The sequence below is a fragment of the Microbacterium schleiferi genome (assembly GCF_038150145.1).
GTDB lineage: Bacteria > Actinomycetota > Actinomycetes > Actinomycetales > Microbacteriaceae > Microbacterium > Microbacterium schleiferi_B.
Window position 1 is genome coordinate 1 of the sequence record NZ_JBBWSA010000004.1, and the last position, 17,340, is coordinate 17,340.

17 protein-coding genes and 1 tRNA gene are annotated in these 17,340 nt (G+C 65.5%); 8 read left to right on the top strand and 10 right to left on the bottom strand.

Annotation, left to right across the window (positions count from 1 at the left end):
* The first annotated feature begins 83 nt into the window (after window positions 1-83).
* A tRNA-Tyr gene (locus AADH62_RS05110) sits at window positions 84-165 on the top strand.
* A gap of 212 nt (window positions 166-377) precedes the next feature.
* On the opposite strand, the gene AADH62_RS05115 is transcribed toward AADH62_RS05110, so the two are convergent.
* The 8 genes from AADH62_RS05115 to AADH62_RS05150 form a co-directional block, all read right to left on the bottom strand.
* Window positions 378-1,289, bottom strand: coding sequence for a PfkB family carbohydrate kinase (locus AADH62_RS05115; RefSeq protein ID WP_341578570.1), 912 nt, complete (start codon window positions 1,287-1,289; stop codon window positions 378-380).
* Window positions 1,286-1,786, bottom strand: a complete 501-nt coding sequence (locus AADH62_RS05120; RefSeq protein WP_228177908.1) for an FBP domain-containing protein — start codon at window positions 1,784-1,786, stop codon at window positions 1,286-1,288. Before AADH62_RS05120 ends, AADH62_RS05115 begins: the two co-directional genes overlap by 4 nt.
* A gap of 55 nt (window positions 1,787-1,841) precedes the next feature.
* Window positions 1,842-2,633 (bottom strand): hypothetical protein, encoded by a 792-nt coding sequence (locus tag AADH62_RS05125; RefSeq protein ID WP_341578571.1) that lies wholly within the window; start codon window positions 2,631-2,633, stop codon window positions 1,842-1,844.
* A complete protein-coding gene (locus tag AADH62_RS05130) occupies window positions 2,620-4,542 on the bottom strand; it encodes a glycoside hydrolase family 13 protein (RefSeq protein ID WP_341578572.1) in 1,923 nt (640 codons plus the stop codon). The genes AADH62_RS05125 and AADH62_RS05130 overlap by 14 nt, the downstream gene beginning before the upstream one ends.
* A 118-nt stretch (window positions 4,543-4,660) precedes the next feature.
* Complete coding sequence (locus AADH62_RS05135) at window positions 4,661-6,136, bottom strand: alpha-amylase family protein (protein ID WP_341578573.1); 1,476 nt, start codon at window positions 6,134-6,136, stop codon at window positions 4,661-4,663.
* A 3-nt stretch (window positions 6,137-6,139) separates the two neighbouring features.
* A complete protein-coding gene (locus tag AADH62_RS05140) occupies window positions 6,140-7,126 on the bottom strand; it encodes a sugar ABC transporter permease (protein WP_341578574.1) in 987 nt (328 codons plus the stop codon).
* Window position 7,127: 1 nt separating this feature from the next.
* Window positions 7,128-8,750, bottom strand: coding sequence for an ABC transporter permease subunit (locus AADH62_RS05145; RefSeq protein WP_341578575.1), 1,623 nt, complete (start codon window positions 8,748-8,750; stop codon window positions 7,128-7,130).
* A 72-nt stretch (window positions 8,751-8,822) separates the two neighbouring features.
* Entirely contained in the window at window positions 8,823-10,058 is a 1,236-nt protein-coding gene (locus AADH62_RS05150; protein ID WP_341578576.1) for a maltose ABC transporter substrate-binding protein, read from the bottom strand.
* 206 nt (window positions 10,059-10,264) lie between these two features.
* Here AADH62_RS05150 and AADH62_RS05155 point away from each other — a divergent pair, with 206 nt between their 5' ends.
* Window positions 10,265-10,753, top strand: a complete 489-nt coding sequence (locus tag AADH62_RS05155) for a YajQ family cyclic di-GMP-binding protein (protein ID WP_300595006.1) — start codon at window positions 10,265-10,267, stop codon at window positions 10,751-10,753.
* A 2-nt stretch (window positions 10,754-10,755) separates the two neighbouring features.
* Here AADH62_RS05155 and AADH62_RS05160 read toward each other — a convergent pair whose 3' ends face one another.
* Window positions 10,756-11,847 carry a site-specific integrase gene (locus tag AADH62_RS05160; RefSeq protein WP_341578577.1) on the bottom strand — a complete coding sequence of 364 codons (1,092 nt, stop codon included), beginning with the start codon at window positions 11,845-11,847 and terminating at the stop codon, window positions 10,756-10,758.
* 4 nt (window positions 11,848-11,851) lie between these two features.
* Complete coding sequence (locus AADH62_RS05165) at window positions 11,852-12,571, bottom strand: helix-turn-helix transcriptional regulator (protein ID WP_341578578.1); 720 nt, start codon at window positions 12,569-12,571, stop codon at window positions 11,852-11,854.
* A gap of 98 nt (window positions 12,572-12,669) precedes the next feature.
* Between AADH62_RS05165 and AADH62_RS05170 the strand changes: the two genes are divergently transcribed.
* The 6 genes from AADH62_RS05170 to AADH62_RS05195 all read left to right on the top strand — a co-directional run bounded on the left by AADH62_RS05170 (window position 12,670) and on the right by AADH62_RS05195 (window position 17,177).
* The gene (locus AADH62_RS05170) at window positions 12,670-12,876 is read left to right on the top strand and encodes a helix-turn-helix domain-containing protein (RefSeq protein WP_341578579.1); all 207 of its coding nucleotides are present in this window, start codon (window positions 12,670-12,672) and stop codon (window positions 12,874-12,876) included.
* A complete protein-coding gene (locus tag AADH62_RS05175) occupies window positions 12,876-13,724 on the top strand; it encodes a hypothetical protein (protein ID WP_341578580.1) in 849 nt (282 codons plus the stop codon). The genes AADH62_RS05170 and AADH62_RS05175 overlap by 1 nt, the downstream gene beginning before the upstream one ends.
* Window positions 13,725-14,216: 492 nt before the next feature.
* Window positions 14,217-14,927: a helix-turn-helix domain-containing protein gene (locus AADH62_RS05180; RefSeq protein WP_341578581.1), complete on the top strand. Its 711-nt coding sequence runs from the start codon at window positions 14,217-14,219 to the stop codon at window positions 14,925-14,927.
* The gene (locus AADH62_RS05185) at window positions 14,924-15,208 is read left to right on the top strand and encodes a hypothetical protein (RefSeq protein ID WP_341578582.1); all 285 of its coding nucleotides are present in this window, start codon (window positions 14,924-14,926) and stop codon (window positions 15,206-15,208) included. The genes AADH62_RS05180 and AADH62_RS05185 overlap by 4 nt, the downstream gene beginning before the upstream one ends.
* Window positions 15,205-15,480, top strand: a complete 276-nt coding sequence (locus tag AADH62_RS05190; RefSeq protein WP_341578583.1) for a hypothetical protein — start codon at window positions 15,205-15,207, stop codon at window positions 15,478-15,480. The genes AADH62_RS05185 and AADH62_RS05190 overlap by 4 nt, the downstream gene beginning before the upstream one ends.
* A 491-nt stretch (window positions 15,481-15,971) precedes the next feature.
* On the top strand, window positions 15,972-17,177 hold the full coding sequence (locus tag AADH62_RS05195) for a phage major capsid protein (protein WP_341578584.1): 1,206 nt from the start codon (window positions 15,972-15,974) through the stop codon (window positions 17,175-17,177).
* The last annotated feature ends 163 nt before the right edge of the window (window positions 17,178-17,340 follow it).

A 17,340-nucleotide genomic window follows, 5' to 3' on the forward strand; every position in this document is an offset into this window, starting at 1 on the left:
ACGATTTCTGAGAGCCCGTCACTCGCTGTAATATTGCTAGTCGCGCCTCCGGTCGACTGTACAAGCTGGGCGGGTGCGCACTTGGCAGGTTACCCAAGCGGCCAAAGGGATCTGACTGTAAATCAGCCGGCATAGCCTTCGGGGGTTCGAATCCCTCACCTGCCACTCATTGTTCAAGGGCTCTCGCGAAGCGGGGGCCCTTGAACAATTGTGGGCATTGCGGGTTCGAACCCTCGGGTGGGCCCACGCCGCCCGAGGCTCCCCGCGCTGCACAGCGGCGCGTGGAGAGGCGGTGGGGACGAATCCCTCACCTGCCACTCATTGTTCAAGGGCTCTCGCGAAGCGGGGGCCCTTGAACAATTGTGGGCATTGCGGTCTCAGGTGCCGATGGGATCCATGTGGTCGTCGGCAAGTGCATCCGGGGTTCGCAGCAGGGCACCGTGGAAGCGGCAGGTCGCCGCGGCGATGTCCATTGCGGTGCCGAGCACGTCAGTCCACTCGTCCGCGGTCGTGGGGTCTTTCTGCACAATCCCGGCGACGAGGGCGGCGAGGGATGCATCCCCCGCGCCCATGGTGTCGGTCACCGCCCCGGGAAGGGACGAGACGGGCTTGGTCACTGTTGCCGGATCGGTGACCAGCGTCGCTCCTGCGGCACCCCGGGTGGCAAGAACGGTCGGCACGCCAAGCTCTCGCATCCGGGCGACCGCGGCATCCAGGTCCGTCTCGTAGAGAAGCGTCGCGTCATCGTCACCGATCTTCACGACACCAGCCCCGTCGGCGAGCGCTTCGAACCCGCGGCGGAACTCGTCAAGGTCCTTCATCATGCCGGTGCGAGGGTTCGGGTCGATGACGAGGCGATCGGATGCCTCACCTACCGCGTCAATGAGCGCCGCCGTCTGTTCGGCGTCGTCGAACGGATAGCAGCTGACAACGACGCGATCGGCATCCGCGATAGCAGCTCGCTGGGTTTCATCGAACGTGAGATGGCGCGCCTTTGCCGCATCGTTGAATGCGTAGGTCGGTTCGCCATTGACACGCACGCTCACAGCTCGCGAGCTTCCGAGCGGCGAGGGAGATGCGAGCAGTTGCACGCCGTAGTCGTCGAGGTAGGCCCGGATCTTGGCACCGGCCTCGTCGTCTCCGACCATGGCAATCAGCGTCGTCGGCACGCCCAGTCGCGACAGGCCAACAGCCACATTCAGTGCCGCTCCCCCGACGAACTCCTTCACGCCGGCGTCGTCGCGCAACTCGTCGATCAGCGCATCGCCGATCACTACCACCGAGCTCATGCCGGGGCCTCTCCGTTCTCGAGCACACGCGCGACGAACGCTTCGGTGCGGCGCCGTGTGCCATCAATTTTCAGGTCGACGCTACCGCGCATCTCACTGGGCGCGAGCGGCGCGGCCAGCCGCACGTTGTCGTGGCACGAGAGGTCGGTGCAGATGTAGGTGCCGACGCTGTCACCGTGAGCGCCAGCGTCCCCGGCGCGTCGCGCGGTGAACAACGAGACCTGGTTGCCGGGCTGCATCGTGTGGCACAGGTTGCACATCGCCGCTCGCGACCGCGACGAACTGTCGGATGCGCGAAGCACGACTCCCCGCGGCTCTCCATCGACTTCGGCAACGAGGTATCCGCGGCCCCGGAACTCGGGGTCGCGCCAGGCGAGAAAGTCGAAGTGATACCAGTCGGTCGTGCGGGCACTCAGCGGAACCTCGATCACGCGAAGCTCGTCGGGTGCAGCGTTGACGAACGACGCGCGAAGTTCCTCTTCGGTAAGCGGACGCATGCCACCTCCTCCCCCGACATCCTACGAAGGTGGCAGCTCACGGAGCAGGGTCTGATCAGTCTCCGGTCCATCCGAGTCGAGCTGCTACCGCGTCGGCCGCACGACGCGGGAAGTCCACCCAGCCGCGCTCGAGCCCACAGAGGATGTCGAACAGCGCCCGCGCCGCCGGCTCGACCTCCTGCGCGACGGCGCGCGCGATCTGCTCGGCCAGCTCCGGGAAGTCGGCTTCGAACCGACGTAGCGGATCGATCCGATCCCGCGTCGGTCCGCACCGGTCGGGAAACCGTCCACGGATCGTCCGCACAAGCAGCTGCACGGCCCAGGTCCTGACGAACTGCCCAGCCACGAGCACCTCTCCGCGGCGAGCGCAGCCGACACCGATGAGGATCTTCACGAGCACGAGTCGAGCGTCCTGGGCGGGATCGAAGCGGTCAGCGAGTGCTGCCCGCTCGCGCGCATCGTCGATGAGGTCGGTCACCGTGTCGGATTCGTCGTCCAGGGCTACCGTCGCGTCCCCGGCGACGGCGCCGGATAACTCGGATGCTTCGGCCACCGCAAACTCCATCACGTGGCCGTCGTCGTAGACGGCGACGAAGCCGATCTCACCCTCACGGGCCGTCAGCGCGAGCGAATCCGGGTCGGGAAGCCAGCCGAGGTCAGGGCGCAGGGCCTGGCCCCGACCCGGCGCGACGATGGCCAAGAAGTCGTGATCCGACCACTCATCACGGCGGTCACGGGCTTGGTCGGATGCCGATCCGAGCAGCGCGAGGCCGACGAGGTCGGGATGCCGCGCAACGCCGTCCACGAGCCCGCGACTGAGCTCGTCGAAACGCTCAGGCGTCGCCATCGCCCGATCCTTCCCGAGACTCCGGCACATCGACGCCCGGGAGGGCCCATGCTGCGAAGGTGGCGCCTGTGACCCGGATGCCGACACTGCCGTCCGCCGTAGTCTTCAGCGCCGCGCCACCGAAAAGTGCCTCTGCACCTTCGGTGCCGATGACCGCACCAGCAGGAACAGTGATGTCGGCATCCGTCGTGGACGCCAGCACCAAGATCGACTCCTCAGCACTCTCGCGCACGAACATGACCGCGCTCTCGTCGACGCGGACCCAGCGCAGCCCGCCGTTCGCCAGGCCGGGATGCCGGCGCCGCAGCGCGATGAGCTGCCGGTAGAGGTCGAGGCGGGCGGCGACCTCGGGATCCGACTCGGTGCCCCACGGCATCGGGGTGCGGCTCGCTTCACCGTCGGCGCCGACGAGGCCGAACTCGTCGCCGGCGAACAGCACTGGCATCCCCGGCAGTGTCATCGACAGGCCGACGGCCAGCGGAATGGCCTCCGCCGGTGCGTTGGTTGCGAAGCGGGCGGTGTCGTGACTGTCGAGGGTCTGCATGTTTCCCAGCCGCACGCGCCACGGGATGCCCGCCGTGAACCGGGTGACGGCGCCGACGAACTGTCTCGCGTCATAGCGGGGGATGCCGCCGACCGGTTGCCCGAAGAACCACGGCTCCGTCCGCTCTTCCCCGTCGCCGGTGAGGTAGGGCGTCCCCGTCGGCTCGCACAGCCACGCCCACAGCGGCCGCGCGAACGACGGGTAGGTCATCGCGCCGTGCCACCCGTCCCCGGTGAGATCACCCGAGGCGTCGTTGGTGATCTCGGCGATGAGGATCGTGTCGGGATTCGTCTCGATCATCGTCTGCCGCGTCAGCTGCCGGACCTCGGCGTTCAGGTCGACGTCTCCGAGCCGCCCCGTCATGTTGGCGACGTCGATCCGCCAGCCATCGAGCGAGAACGGGGGGTTGAGCCACTGCGCAACGACCGAATCCGGCCCTTCGACGAATCGGCGACGCAGCTCCGACGAGGCCCAGTTGAACTTCGGCAGGGTGGGGGTGCCCAGCCACGACTCGTAGCGGGTGCGCTCGGCATCCGTGAAGTAGTAGAACTCGCCCTCGGGCGCTTCGGGATTCCCGAGCGCCGCCTGGAACCACTCGTGACGGTCGCCGGAGTGGTTCGTGGTGAGATCGCCGATGACACGGATGCCGCGCTCATGCGCAGCCGCAACGAGACGGATCAGCGCCTCATCCCCGCCGAGCAGCGGGTCGACGCGCGTGAAGCTCGACGCGTCATACCGGTGATTCGAGGCCGCAGGGAAGAAGGGGGTGAGGTAGAGCAGGTTCACACCGAGGTCGGCGAGGTGGTCGAGGTGCTCACGGATGCCGTCGAGGTCGCCGCCGTAGAACTGCTGCGAGCGCCCGGGCATGACAGGATCGACCGGTTCGTCCCATCTCGCGGGGATCGCCCAGTCGGGGGTCGGATGCCGATCCGCCGCCTCCGAGCGGGCGAACCGGTCGGGGAAGACCTGATACATGACGGCGTCGTACATCCACTCCGGCGGGGCGGGGTGAGCGACCAGGGCGAAGTCGTCGGCGTCGCGGGTTTCGAGATCGGACAGGCCGGCCTGGTTGAGCCACTCCACGCGGCCGGACTCGTGGACGAGCAGCCAGCGGTAGCCGTGCCGGCGGTTACGCACGACGATCGGGGCCTCCCACCAGCTCCAGCCGTCGGCGGTCCCGAGTTCGGTCGCCTCAGTCCAGGCGGGTTCGTGGTCGGGATTGGAAAGAGTGCGTACTGCCCGCAGCGCGGGATAGTCGGCGGGAACACGCAGTCGAACGCGAACGAGCTCACCGAGCGCGGGCGTCTGGGTGGAGACGTGGAGGGGCGATCCGTCGTGGTGGGGAACAAGGATAGGCGTCGTCATGATCGGTCCGTTTCGAGAGGTCGGCGCGTGCACCGTCGGTCAGGGAATCGTGGTTGCACGGCCGCGGCCATGACAGAGCCCTCAGATTGTTGTTCAGTTGTCGGTCGGGTCCTCGGGCTCACCGTCGCGAGCCGAGATGGATGGCGGCAGCAGCGCCCGGGTCGAGGTCGAACGAGGCGATGCCACTCGAGATGGAGTACTCACGCCCCGCGCACCCGCCGTCGACGGCGGCATCCGCTCCCCCGGTGATGACATCACAGTAGGTACCGCCTGGCATCGTGGTCGGGATCTCGATGCGCTGAATCTCGTCGCCGACGTTCACGGCGACGACGCCGCGGCCTTCGCGCTCGAAGCCGTATGCATCGCCGGAGTCGACTCCCGGCATCCGGGGCGCTGCCCCCGCCATCGCGCGGAACTCGAGCATGCCGCGGATCGCGGGCCAGCTCTGCACGCACGTGCGCTCGCCGTCGGCGAGGGCGGATGCGGGACCTGTCGCGTCGGCGCAGGTCGCATCGATGACCCGGCCGTCGGAGTCCGTCGGCACTCCGGCATCCCGGTCGGTGAAGGCGTACCCGGAGTAGAGGACGGGGGTGCCGTAGTCGTCGGCGAGCATGAGTGCGTTCGCGATGACGTAGAGCTGCGGATCGCGCGCTGTGACGTTCGCTTCACCTCGTTCGGTGTCGTGATTGTCGACGAACACGATCGCTGCGTCAGAGGGAACCTGTTGCGGGCGGTCATCGGAGAGCACCGGATCGGAGAAGACGCCATTCTCGAGGGGCGGGGTGAGTTCGCGGGCGTAGGTGAACTCGAAGACCTCACCGAATCCTTCGTACTCTTCGGGCGCAATCGGTTCACCAGCTCCGCGAATGACTTCGCTCATGATCCGGGTCCCCTCCGGCAGCTGCGAGACGATGGCCTCGACATCCGTGGCTGGAATGTGTTTGGCGGCGTCGATCCGAAACCCCGAGACCCCGAGCGAGAGCAGGTCGTCGAGGTAGGCGACGATCGTCGCCCGCACCGTGGGGCTCACCGTGTCGAGATCCGCGAGGTTCACGAGCTCGCAGTTCTGCACCTGCTCGCGGTTCTTGTAGAGCTGGATGTCGTCGTTCGCCGTCAGTCCGCAGTGGTGGAAGTCGGACTCCGTGTACAGGCCGGGGTAGTCGTAGTGCGCGTATGCCGTGCCGGCGTATCCAACGCCCGGGGCGTCCTGGCCGGTCATGTGGTTGATGACGGCATCGGCGATCACCTCGACCCCGGCGGCGTTGCAGCGCTGCACCATGTCGGCGAACTCGTCCCGGGTACCCAGGCGCGACTCGATCTGGTAGCTCACCGGCTGGTACGAGGCCCACCATTCGTCTGCCGCGATGTGCTCCTGAGCTGGAGAGAGCAGCACCCACGCGATTCCGGCGGGCGCGAGCGTCGTCTCACACTCCTGGGCAACAGAAGTCCACGGCAACTGGAAGAGCTCGATGCCGACATCCGGTGCGGCCGGTTCGGGAACCTCGATCGAGGCCTGCGTGCAGCCGGCGAGCAGAAGCACCGCGGCCGAGACGGCGGCGACCACCGCCCCGGCGCGGGCGCGAAGGCCCGGCATCCGTTACTTCACACTTCCGGCGGTCAGGCCCCCAACGATGTAACGCTGCAGCGCGAGGAACAGGGCGACGGGCAAGATGGCGGCGAGCACCGCGCCGGCGGCGAACACCGACCAGTTCTTCGAGAACTCGTCCGAGATGAACTTGTACAGGCCGACGGCGAGCGTCTGCTTGTCGGGGTCGATCAGGATGACGCTCGCGAGCACGAACTCGCTTGAGGTTCCGATGAACGACAGCAGCCCGACCACCGCAAGGATTGGAGCGACCAGGCGCAGGATGATCGTGAAGAAGATCCGCGCGTGTCCCGCACCATCGATCTTCGCGGCCTCGTCGATCGACGACGGGATCGTGTTGAAGAACCCGTACATGAGGTAGGTGTTCACCCCGAGTGCGCCGCCGAGGTACACCATGATCAGCCCGATCTGGGAGTTCAGCCCGATCGCCGGGAAGATGTCGCCGATCGCGACCATCAGCAGGAAGATCGCGACCACCGCGAGGAGCTGCGGGAACATCTGCACGACCAGAAGCGTGGTGAGACCGACGCGACGACCCGTGAACCGCATGCGCGAGAAGGAGTAGGCCGCGAGCGCGCCGAGGAACACCGTTCCTGCGGCAGTGATCAACCCGATGACAAGCGTGTTCACGAACCAGGCGCCGTACGGATGCTGGGCACTGGTGAACAGCGATACGTAGCTGTCGAGACTCAGCCGTTGGAAGAGGCCGTTGGCTGTCAGCAGCGTGCCATTGGGGTTGAAGGATGCCGAGATGACGTACAGCAGCGGGAAGATCGCGAAGATCCCGACCACGATGCCGATGAGGTGGCGCCATCCGGTCTCGCGGAAGTAGCGGCGGAACGGTCGACGGGGCGCGGGGGCACCGCCGGGGACGCCGGCTCCCCCGCCGCCGCGACTGGAGGTGATCTCGGTGTCTTCGTCGGCGACCTTCTCGAGAAGGCCCTTGGCGGCCGGGGCGCCGGAACGGAAGTCGCTCATGTCAGTTCAACTCCTCAAGTGCCTTGGTCTGTCGGAACGCGATGATCGAGATCGTGCCGACGATGAGGAAGATGATGATCGAGAACGCGCTCGCCAACCCGTAGTCGGCTGTCGAGCCGACGAAGGCGACCTTGTAGACCATCGTGATCAGGATGTCGGTGGCACCGACGTTGACGCCGGCCGTCGCATCCCGGGGCCCACCGCCGGTGAGCATGTAGATGAGGCTGAAGTTGTTGAAGTTGTAGGCGAAGGATGCAATCAGCAGCGGGGCCACGGCAACGAGCAGAAGCGGGAACTTGATACTGCGGAAGACCTGCCACGCGTTGGCTCCATCGACCCGGGCAGCTTCCTGCAGATCGTCGGGGATCGACTGCAGCGCACCGGTGCAGATGAGGAACATGTAGGGGAACCCGAGCCAGAGGTTCACCAGGATGATGCTGAATTTCGCCAGCCACTCGTTCGTGAGCCACGGGATGTCGGCACCGCCGAAGAGCACGACGTTGATGAATCCGAACTCCTGATTCATCATGCCTGCCCACACGAGCGCCGAGAGGAACCCGGGGAAGGCGTAGGGCAAGATCATGAGCACCCGGTAGTACTTCTTGGACTTCATCCGCGGGTCGTTGAAGACGATCGCGAGGAACAGCCCCAGCACGAAGGTGGTCGCCACCGACAGGAACGCGAAGACGAACGTCCACGCGAGCACCGAGAAGAACGGGCCGCGGATGGACTCTTCGGTGAAAGCGCGAGTGAAGTTGTCGAAGCCGACGAAGATCTGCCATCCGGGCAGCAGCTCCGTGCCGTCCTCGGCTGTGAAGGCGCCGGTTCCGATGTCGTAGTAGACGGTGCCCGTGCGGGTATCGGTCATCGTGTCGGCCTGCTCGTCATAGACGAGCTTCGACAGGTAGACGTAGGCGCTGGATCCGTCGGGGGTGCGCAGGGATCCGTCGTTAGGGTCGTCGCTGAGCGGCACCGCCATGGCGGCGATCTCTTGCTGGTTCGCGACGATCTGCGAGAAGTTCAGGCTGTTGTATCCGTCGAGACCGACGGCCTTGCTGCCGTCCATCTCGGCGTTCTCGACCGGCTCGAGCGGGTTGTCGTCGTTGCCGATCTCGACGATCCCGTCGGGGTCGGTGACCAGGAACGAGAGTTCCCCCAGCCGCTCGACGATCGTGAGCTTGTACGCGGGGGAATCGGGCACCCGCTCCTGCGCTTGGAGGAGGAGCGCGTTGACTGCAGCATCCTTGTCGCTGTTGTGTCCGGTGCCGTAGTTCGTGAAGGCGACGTAGGCGGTGTAGCCGGCCGCGAAGATCTGGAAGACGAAGAGGAAGATGAGCCCGGGGATGAGGTACTTCGCTGGGAGGTTTCCGCGGCTGAAGTAGATGTAGTTCGCGAAGCCCGTGATGAGCAGGATGACGACGATCGGAATCCACTGCTCGCTCTGCATGAGCACGAGCACGGAGTACAGCGCGAGCGCGTCGATGATCGCCATCGCGACGATCTTCAACAGCAGCACTTTCCAGCCGACGCCGGCGGAGTCCGCTATGCGGCGCGCGCGTGCCGAGTTCTCGCGACGGCGCGGGTCGATCGCGGGGTCGCGATTCTCAGTTGTCGGAGCAGACATCCTCATCCCTCTTCCTGGGCAGGGTGCGAGGTGGGGTGGCGCCTGGGCACCACCCCACCTGCGCGGATCGGATTACTCGATCGCTGCCTGAACGTCGGCCGCCATCTGCGTCCACAGCGCCGGCGCGTCGCCGCCGTTGATGATCGCAGCTTCGGTCACGCCCCAGTACTGCCAGACCGAGCCCATCTCGGGGATGCTCGGCATCGGAAGGGCGTTGGCGCCGACCTGACCGAATCCGGCAACCACGGGGTCGCTCGCTTCGACCTGGTCGAAGGCGGCGCTCAGCGCGGGTGCACGGCCACCGACCTCGTAGAGGGCCAGCTGAACCTCTTCGCTACCGATGTAGTTGACGAGGAACTCGTTCGCAGCGAGGGTGTTCTCGCTCTCCGAGCTCAGGAAGAAGCCCTGCACACCGGCGAACGGCTGTGCGTCCTGGCCACCGGCCGAGGGGATCGCGTCGACCGAGAAGTTGATGCCAGCTTCTTCGATCGCCGGCACGTTCCACGGGCCCGTCAGGAAGAACGGCGACTTGCCCGAGGTGAAGTTCTCAAGCGCGAGGTCGCCGGTGATGTTGGTGTTCAGGATGCCGGCAGCACCCTGCTCGCCCAGCCAGTTCGCGAACTCGACGCCGCCCTCGTTGCCGATCTGCAGGTCGTCGGCGTTGTAGCTGCCGTCGGCGTTCTGGCCGAACACCGGCGCGCCGAACGACGTCTGGAACGGGTAGAGGTGGTACGGGTCGGCAGCCTCGGGGTCAAGGCCCACGAGGAAGGGGTACTCGGTGCCGGCGGCCTGACCCTTGGCGATCATGTCGTTGTAGTCAGTTGCAGCCTCGGACACGAGGTCCGTGTTGCGGATGAGCGCGATGTTCTCGATCGCGTAGGGAACGGCGTAGGTCTGGCCGTCGTAGGCCCAGGCGTTGATGGCGACATCCTCGAAGTCGCCCGCCTTGTCGCCGAGCTCGACCGGTGCAACGACACCGTTGGTCACGAGGGTGCCCAGCCAGTCATGCGCTCCCACAGCGATGTCGGGGCCTTCGCCGGTCGGAACCTGCTGGACGAACTGGTCGCGGATCTCGCCGAACTCCTTCTGGACGAGCGTGACCTCGACGCCGGTCTGCTCGGTGAAGTCGGCAGCCGCCGCTTCGAGCACGCCTGCACGGTCGGCGTCGACCCACACGGTGATGGAGCCGGACATGTCCGGTGCCGTGGTCTCGCCACTGTCTGAGCTGCCCGCGCAACCGGCGAGGGTCAGAGATGAAATCGCAGCGATCGCGCCCAGGGCGACGATGCTCCTCATGTTCACCTTCATTGGTGTGTGCCTCTCTTGAGTGCTGATGTGATCGGCCGTCGCGAGTGTTCCGCGTCGAACCAGTGTGCTCGCGGGTTCTGCAAGCGCTTACATTTGTAACATCCCGGAGCGGATGACGCGAGACTTGTCCCCAGTATCGAGACCAGTTTGTGACCGTCATCCGTATGGAAGCGCTTCCATCGAGGAGGCGTCGTTAGAATTCCCCCATGGCTGATTCATCGTTCGACATCGTGAGCAAGGTCGACCACCAGGAGGCCGACAACGCCCTCAACCAGGCGCGCAAAGAGGTCGAGCAGCGCTACGACTTCAAGGGCACTGACGCCTCGATCGAGTGGAGCGGTGAGCAGATCCTCATCAAGGCCAACTCCGAAGAGCGCGCGAAAGCAGTGCTCGATGTGTTCCAGTCGAAGCTCATTAAGCGCGGGATCTCGCTTAAGAGCCTTGACTCGGGCGAGCCGACAGCCAGCGGCAAGGAGTACCGCATCGTCTCGAGCCTCAAGGACGGGATCTCGCAGGAGAACGCGAAGAAGATCGGCAAGATCATCCGCGACGAGGGCCCCAAGTCGGTGAAGTCGCAGATCCAGGGCGATGAGCTGCGGGTGCAGTCCAAGAGCCGGGATGACCTGCAAGAAGTCATCCGGATTCTGAAGGCCGCCGATCTCGACGTCGACCTGCAGTTCGTCAACTACCGGTAACGCTACCCGCTGACCTGGGGTTTTCCTGTTTCAGTCCGCAGGGAGTCCGCAGAATCTGCGATCGAGGCCATGAATGCGGCCGTCGCGGCGCGCGTCCGGTCCTCCGCTGACGGCCACAAGTGGCTGTAGGTGTTGAGGGTGATCGACGGTTGAGCGTGCCCGAGAGCGCGCTGCACGGTCACGACGTCGCACCCTGACGCGATCAGGTTCGAGGCGAACGTGTGCCGCAATGTGTGGAGGGTGATCTCTGCCGGGAGTCCGCTGGCTTCGCGGATACGGCGCCACTCCTCCCCCGCGCTGTTGCGGTTGTACAGGCGGCCGAGCGGCGTCGTGATCAGCGGCTCGTCGGGCTCCGTGAGTCCGTGCGCTGCGACGTGCGCTGAGAGCACGGTCATGAGCTCGCTGGGGACGTAGACGGTGCGTTCGCTGCCGTACTTCGGGAGCACGACCGTCGTCGTGGCGATCGTGGAGCCTTGCACCTGACGGCGAACGTCGATAGTGCGGGCGAGGAAGTTCACGTCACCGAGCTGCAGACCGGCAGCTTCCCCGAGGCGCAGACCGGCGAACAGGCAGACCTCGACGAAGGGGCGGAAGTCACCGGCGGCGTCGAGGACGGCGCGGATCTGGTCGACGGTGAGGATCTTCATCGTCGCCTCGGCCTTGCGCACGCGCGGCGGTTTGATCCCGATGGCGGGGCTCGAGGGGATGACCTTGTCGAGCACCGCGGCGCGGAACGCCATCTGGACGTAGTTCAGCCGCGTGCGGACAGTGGTCGGCGCGAGGCCGCGTTTCGTCTCCCCCGTCACCCAGGACTGCACCGCAGAGGGTCGGACGGTCCCGATACCGTCCCCCTTCCAGGGGACACTCTGAATCGCCGTCTGTGCCGCCTCACGGGTGCCTGCGGTCCAGGTCTGCCGGTCCATCCACGCCCGAGTGAACTCATCCCAGGATGCTTCACCGGCGCGAGGGTCGACGTATTGGCCCGTTACGACCGATGTCGTGACCTCATCGAGCCACCGCTGCGCGTCACGCTTCAGCTTGAAGTGCCGGGCGTGCTCCCGGCCGTCGGCGTCCCGGTATCGGGCCCGCCACACCCCATCACTCCTCTGCTTGATGCTCGCCATCGTCTTCCGCCGGATTCATAGAGGAAAGCAAGTCTTCAAAGTCGTCGCCGATTGTTCTCAGCACACCCCGAGCGCTTCCCCGACTGAGCCACTCGTCCATTTCGCCAGCAATGAACTCCAACCGGCTCATGTGCTTGCTCGCCTCCGGCCTGGCGTAGGCGTTCTCGTCGTGCAGCTCGTTCACATAGATGACCTCTAGGCGATTGTGGGGCGCCGACGTGACGATGCGCTCCTCGAGAGTCTCGTAGAGATTCGGGTCCACACCTGATCGGATCACCTGATCCTGCTCAGCGCGCCCCTGCGCATCGTAGGGATATTCAGTGTCCTGCCGCAGTGCAGCAACCCGGCGGCTGTGGAGCAGCTGACGTGCGGCGGCCTCAAACACAGCTACGGACTGCGTGAGCTCGTTGATCTGGGAACGCAAGTCTGCTGAAGCCCCCGACTCCGCCAGCCTCTCGAGACTCACTTCAAGGAGACGGCACAGAGCGACCGCCTCCGCTGCCCTTAGTGGTCGCTGCCCACTCTCGATCCGGGCAATTGTCGTCTGGTGCATGCCGGGAATGCCCAGAGCGCTCATGCGTTCGGCGAACTCCGACTGCGACCACCCGCGCAGTTCACGGGACCGACGAACGTTGCGCGCGATGTTCTGATCGACCTCTGCCGCGAAATCCGATGTGCCTTCGCCGCCAGTCATTCTCCGAGTCTCGCATGAAATGGCATTGACACTCAACACATGCCCGCATATGCTCTGATGTGTTGGACAGCTAACACACGACAGGAGACCGAAGCGCAATGGCCGACAAGCTGATGTTTATCAAGGACGTGGCTGAGCGCCTCGGCCGCAGTGAAGCGCAGGTGCGCTGGATGATCCAGCAAAACACGGCGCCGAAGCACGCGAAGATCGCTGGCCGTGTGTGCTTTCGCGAGTCCGACGTGGAGGCGTTCATCGCCGAAGCGTTTGAGTCAGCAGAGCGCACGAGCACGGCGGCCGCGGTCTGATGGCCGTCGAGACGTGGCGGATGCCCTCGGGTCGTGTCGGGACGATCGATCTCGATCAGCCGGCCGATGCGGTGGATGCGCTGCGTGCCTTGCTTGCCGAGCAGGGCGCTGTAAGAGAAGAGATGCCCCGGTCGGGTGGAGCCGCCGGGGCAGTGACCGAACAACCAGAAAAGGAAACGATCATGAACATTATCCAGCATTCACCTGAGATCGACGCCGCAATCCGGGAGTGGGCCGAGCAGTACGTCGCAGAATACGCTCGGGTGACCGCGGAGGTTCGGGCGCTGCCTGAGTTTCAGGAGTGGGCGCGCGGGGCGATGGCTGAGCCCACTCCTCGCGGCGTCCAGTGGACGGAGGACGATTGCGTTCAGAAGTGGATCGACTTCGAGAATGCCGTGGAGGTCCCGTGGCCGGCAGCTGTGACGCCGTCCTGGTCGGAGGAAGCTGAGATCGGCTCCTCGCTGGGCGGCGAGGTGACGGTGAGTTTTCGTCGCGACTTCCAGGTGCCGGGGGCGAAGTGTTGGGCGTATCTGACGCAGCTCATCACCGTCGTTGTGGACGATTCACCGAAGTTCGACCGGAACCATGAGGGCGCTCGTGTCGGGGACTGGTTCGAGTGCGATAACGGCGACATCGACGTGACGGTGACCGACAAGGCGGAAGGCCTTGACCTGCGTGCGGCGGCGGCTCTCGCTCGTTCGCTCACCGCTGCCTGCGAACTGCTGGAGGCGGTCGAGGATGCATCAAAGGTCGGCCGGATCGTCGCCGCGTACTCGGGCTATCCGAAGGGGACGACGCTCGGGGAGATCCTCGAAGACCGCAAGGCACGGAAGGCCGCGGAGTCGTGAGCGAGGCGCCGGAAACCGAGGGGAAAGCGCTCGCCTGGCAGCGCGTCGTGGATCACGCTCGTACCGCGGGGCTGTGCGACAGGTGCGCCGCGCAGCTCGCGTGGGGGGTCGCTAATGGGTTCTCGACGGTCAAGCCTCCCTGCGACACCTGCGCGCCGATTGTCGCGGCATGGCCGGTTCCTCGTCAGGGTGGTTGGCGAACACGTACCGGGCGTCTATCGAGGTCTGAGGCGTGGGTAGAGCCCAGGGACACATCAGATCACGTAAGGACGGCGTTCACGGGTGATTCCGTTGGGGTGACGTCGTGACCGTGGACGTGAATGTCAGGAAGCCGACGGCCCGCCGCGACGGTGCCGTTCTCGTTGCCGGTGAGGAGATGTCCGCCTACGAAGCTCGGGAGCTATCCAGGCGCATTCTGTCGGCAGCGATCGCGGTCGAGTGTGGCGAGCGGACAGTGCGCGCACGCAGCTCGTCGCGGATGGAGGGCGCGCAATGAGTATCCGTCGCAGCCGCCTGACGTTCGACAACTATGCGCAGATCCCGAACGCGTGGATGAGGGATGCGCGGCTGAGCCGCAAGGCCCGCGGGCTACTCGCTGAGCTCCTCACGCACAGGGTCGGGTGGGAGATCACGATCGACTCGCTCGTTGCGAACGGTCCCGAGGGTCGCGATGCAGTTCGGTCTGCAATCAAGGAGCTGGAGCGGTTCGGCTATCTGCGGCGCGCCCGTATCCGTCGCGACGATGGCACGCTCTCAGGCGCCGACTACGAGCTACGAGAGCCAGAGAAGGATGCGCCTACGTCGGAAAACCCTACCGAGGGTGGTCCACCCCCAAAGAAGACCATCTACAAGAAGAACATCTCTACAGAAGACCATGATTCAAAGTCCACTCGCACAGCGAGCGGACGCGCGATGTCATCGAAGCAGTTGACGATGCTCATGGATCTCGTGCTGCTGCTGAGCCTGCTCGAGTCGAGCATCGAGACGGAGCCCGAGCAGTACGTCCGCTCGCTCGTATCGACCTACGACGAGGCTGACGAACTCATTCGTGAGTACTGGCAGCAGATCGAGCACGCCGGAAGAGAGGACATCAGCCACGACGCACGCCACACACCCGAGGTGTACGAGCGCTTGAGCCCGAACGCGCGTCGGTTCGTCGATCAGGAGGACATTGTCTCGTACATGGATCAGGGAGCAGCATGAGCGCGACAGCAGAACTCGATCCGATTCGGCCGATCGACCGTGCGCGGGCGGCGCAGATCGTCTGCGGCCAGGTGACGCGGGACGACGAGATGATCTCGGCCGCAGTGCAGGACACCTTCGCGGATGACTGGGGGTTCGGTGAATGTGGGTCGCTGATCAACGTGATCCGAGCCCTGAGCGAGGACGTCGCGTCGTTGATGGTCGCAGCGTCGGGCGAGCAGAACGCCGCGGAGTTCGCGCGCCGGTACCTCGCGCAGCTGCTCGCGGAGGTGGGCGGGTGATCCCGCAACCAGCCCGCGGGGACGGTGAGGCAGCATGGCGCGAGTACGCCGGTGACCTCCGGCAGACGCTCGGGCAGGCGTACAAGCTGATCGAGGATCTTGAGGGTGACGTGCGCCGTATGGAGGGTCTGTTGACGGCGTCTCAGCGGCGCGCGAAGAGCGCACGGTCGACGTTGAATCAGGTGCACCGGGATCTAGAGGCCGGTGATGTACGGAAGGCTCGCGGGCGGCTGGATAGTCGGGCTGCGGCGATCGAGCGGGCGCGGTCGTGAGTCGTCGTCGAGGTGTTGGGCCGGGTCCGTGGGCGCCGCAGGATGACGGGGCGGGATCGGCGCCGTTCGTGCGGCCTCCGTCGTCGCTGCGTGATCCGAGTGGGTTCCTGCCGGCGTCTGTGGAGGTCGCCTGGCTGGCGGGCGTGTCCGAGGATGATGTCGGAACATCGCCGGTAGAATCGGATTTGTAAGTGGATGGCGCGCAGCCAGTCCGACTCGTGAAAGCCAAGGCCGAGGATCCCGCCGGGGACAAGGCCGAGGAGCTGAAGCGGGGAAGCGGATCCGTTGCGATGTGAGTGGTCAAGGACCGATGAGCCCGACGGGGCCAAGGCCCGATGAACCTCCGGACACAAGCGAACTGCAGTCTCAGGTTGAACCCGTTTCCCGCGCTCGCGCGGTAGAGACCACATAGGCCGCTGCAGATCCACCGTTCACGCGCGCACGGCCGAGTCGTGTGCCGGCGCGCACTTGCACACGAAGGAGTGGTCATCATGACCCTCAAAGACCAGATGCGCGAAGCGCTGGCGAAGGCCAAGGCGATCGCGGCGAAGGCTGAGGCCGAACGCCGCGACATGACGGATGATGAGGTGACTGCCGCGCGCGGTCACCTGAACGAGTTCGAGCGCGTGAAGGCGCTCTACGAGAAGGGCCTGAGGAGCGATGAGACGATGCGCGCGCTGCGCAGCATCGGCCTCGGATTCCCTGGCCTCGGCGACGAGCCCACCGGCAGCAAGGATTCCCGCGTCGAGGTGTACTCGCGCCGCAACGTGTGGGCGCAGAAGGCGATGCGGTCCCTCAACGAGCGGGGCCTCATCACGGCGGGAGGCCCGGACGGTGTCAAGGCACTCGTGTCGGGGTCGATCTCGGTCCCGAACCTGCTGGATGCCGGCGACCCGGTCGAGATCGACGCGCCCCGCCGCACTCTGCTGGACCTGATCGGCCGCGGGAGCCCGCGAGATGGCCGGGTCGGTAACGAGTTCCAGTACATGCGGCAGACGACCCGCACGAACAATGCGGCAGCGATCGCTGACGGCGAGAACAAGCCCACCTCGATCTACACGTTCGGTGAGGTCACCGACCACTACCGCACGTACGTCAACAAGACCGAGGATCTCCCGTACCGGTATCTCGCCGACTACGAACGCCTGATGGATGTCGTCGAGAAGCAGCTCGCCGAAGACATGATGGTCGCGATCGAGCAGGACATCCTGTCCGGCGAAGGCCCCGACGAGGAGGCCGGAACGGATGCGTTCGTCGGGATCCTCGAGACCACCGGCATCCAGGTGCAGGTGTGGGCAACCGACCTGCTCACGACACTGTCGAACGCGAAGCACAAGTTCATCGCCCAGGAGCTGCCGTTCAACGGATGGGTGCTGAACCCGACCGACCTGCAGACTCTCGAGCTGATGCGCGAGGACGGCGCCACAGGACCCTTCCTGTTCAGCGGACGATCCGCGATCGAGGACTGGCTCGGCGGCCCCGTCGCTACCAGCGCCGGCATGCCGACAGGCAACGCTCTGGTCGGTGACTTCACCCAGGCAGAGATCATCCCGCTCGGCGACGACGAGCTCGTGGTCGACACCGGCAAGCGCACCACGAACAACACGTTCCTGCTCATGCACGAAGGCCGCTACGGCTTCCGCGTCAAGAAGCCCGGAGCGTTCGTCCAGGTCGAGACCATCGAACCCGAGGAGTGATCCTCACTCAAGGCTCACGCGCCTGCCCTGTTCCCGGGCGCGTGACACGAGTCCGGCAGCTGGTCCTTTCAACGGCTGCCGGACTCACCTCCCAGGGGTAAGGGCGTCCCAATCTCTGCGCACCTCGCCCCCAAACCACTCTTCCGGCAGTGATTTCCCCATC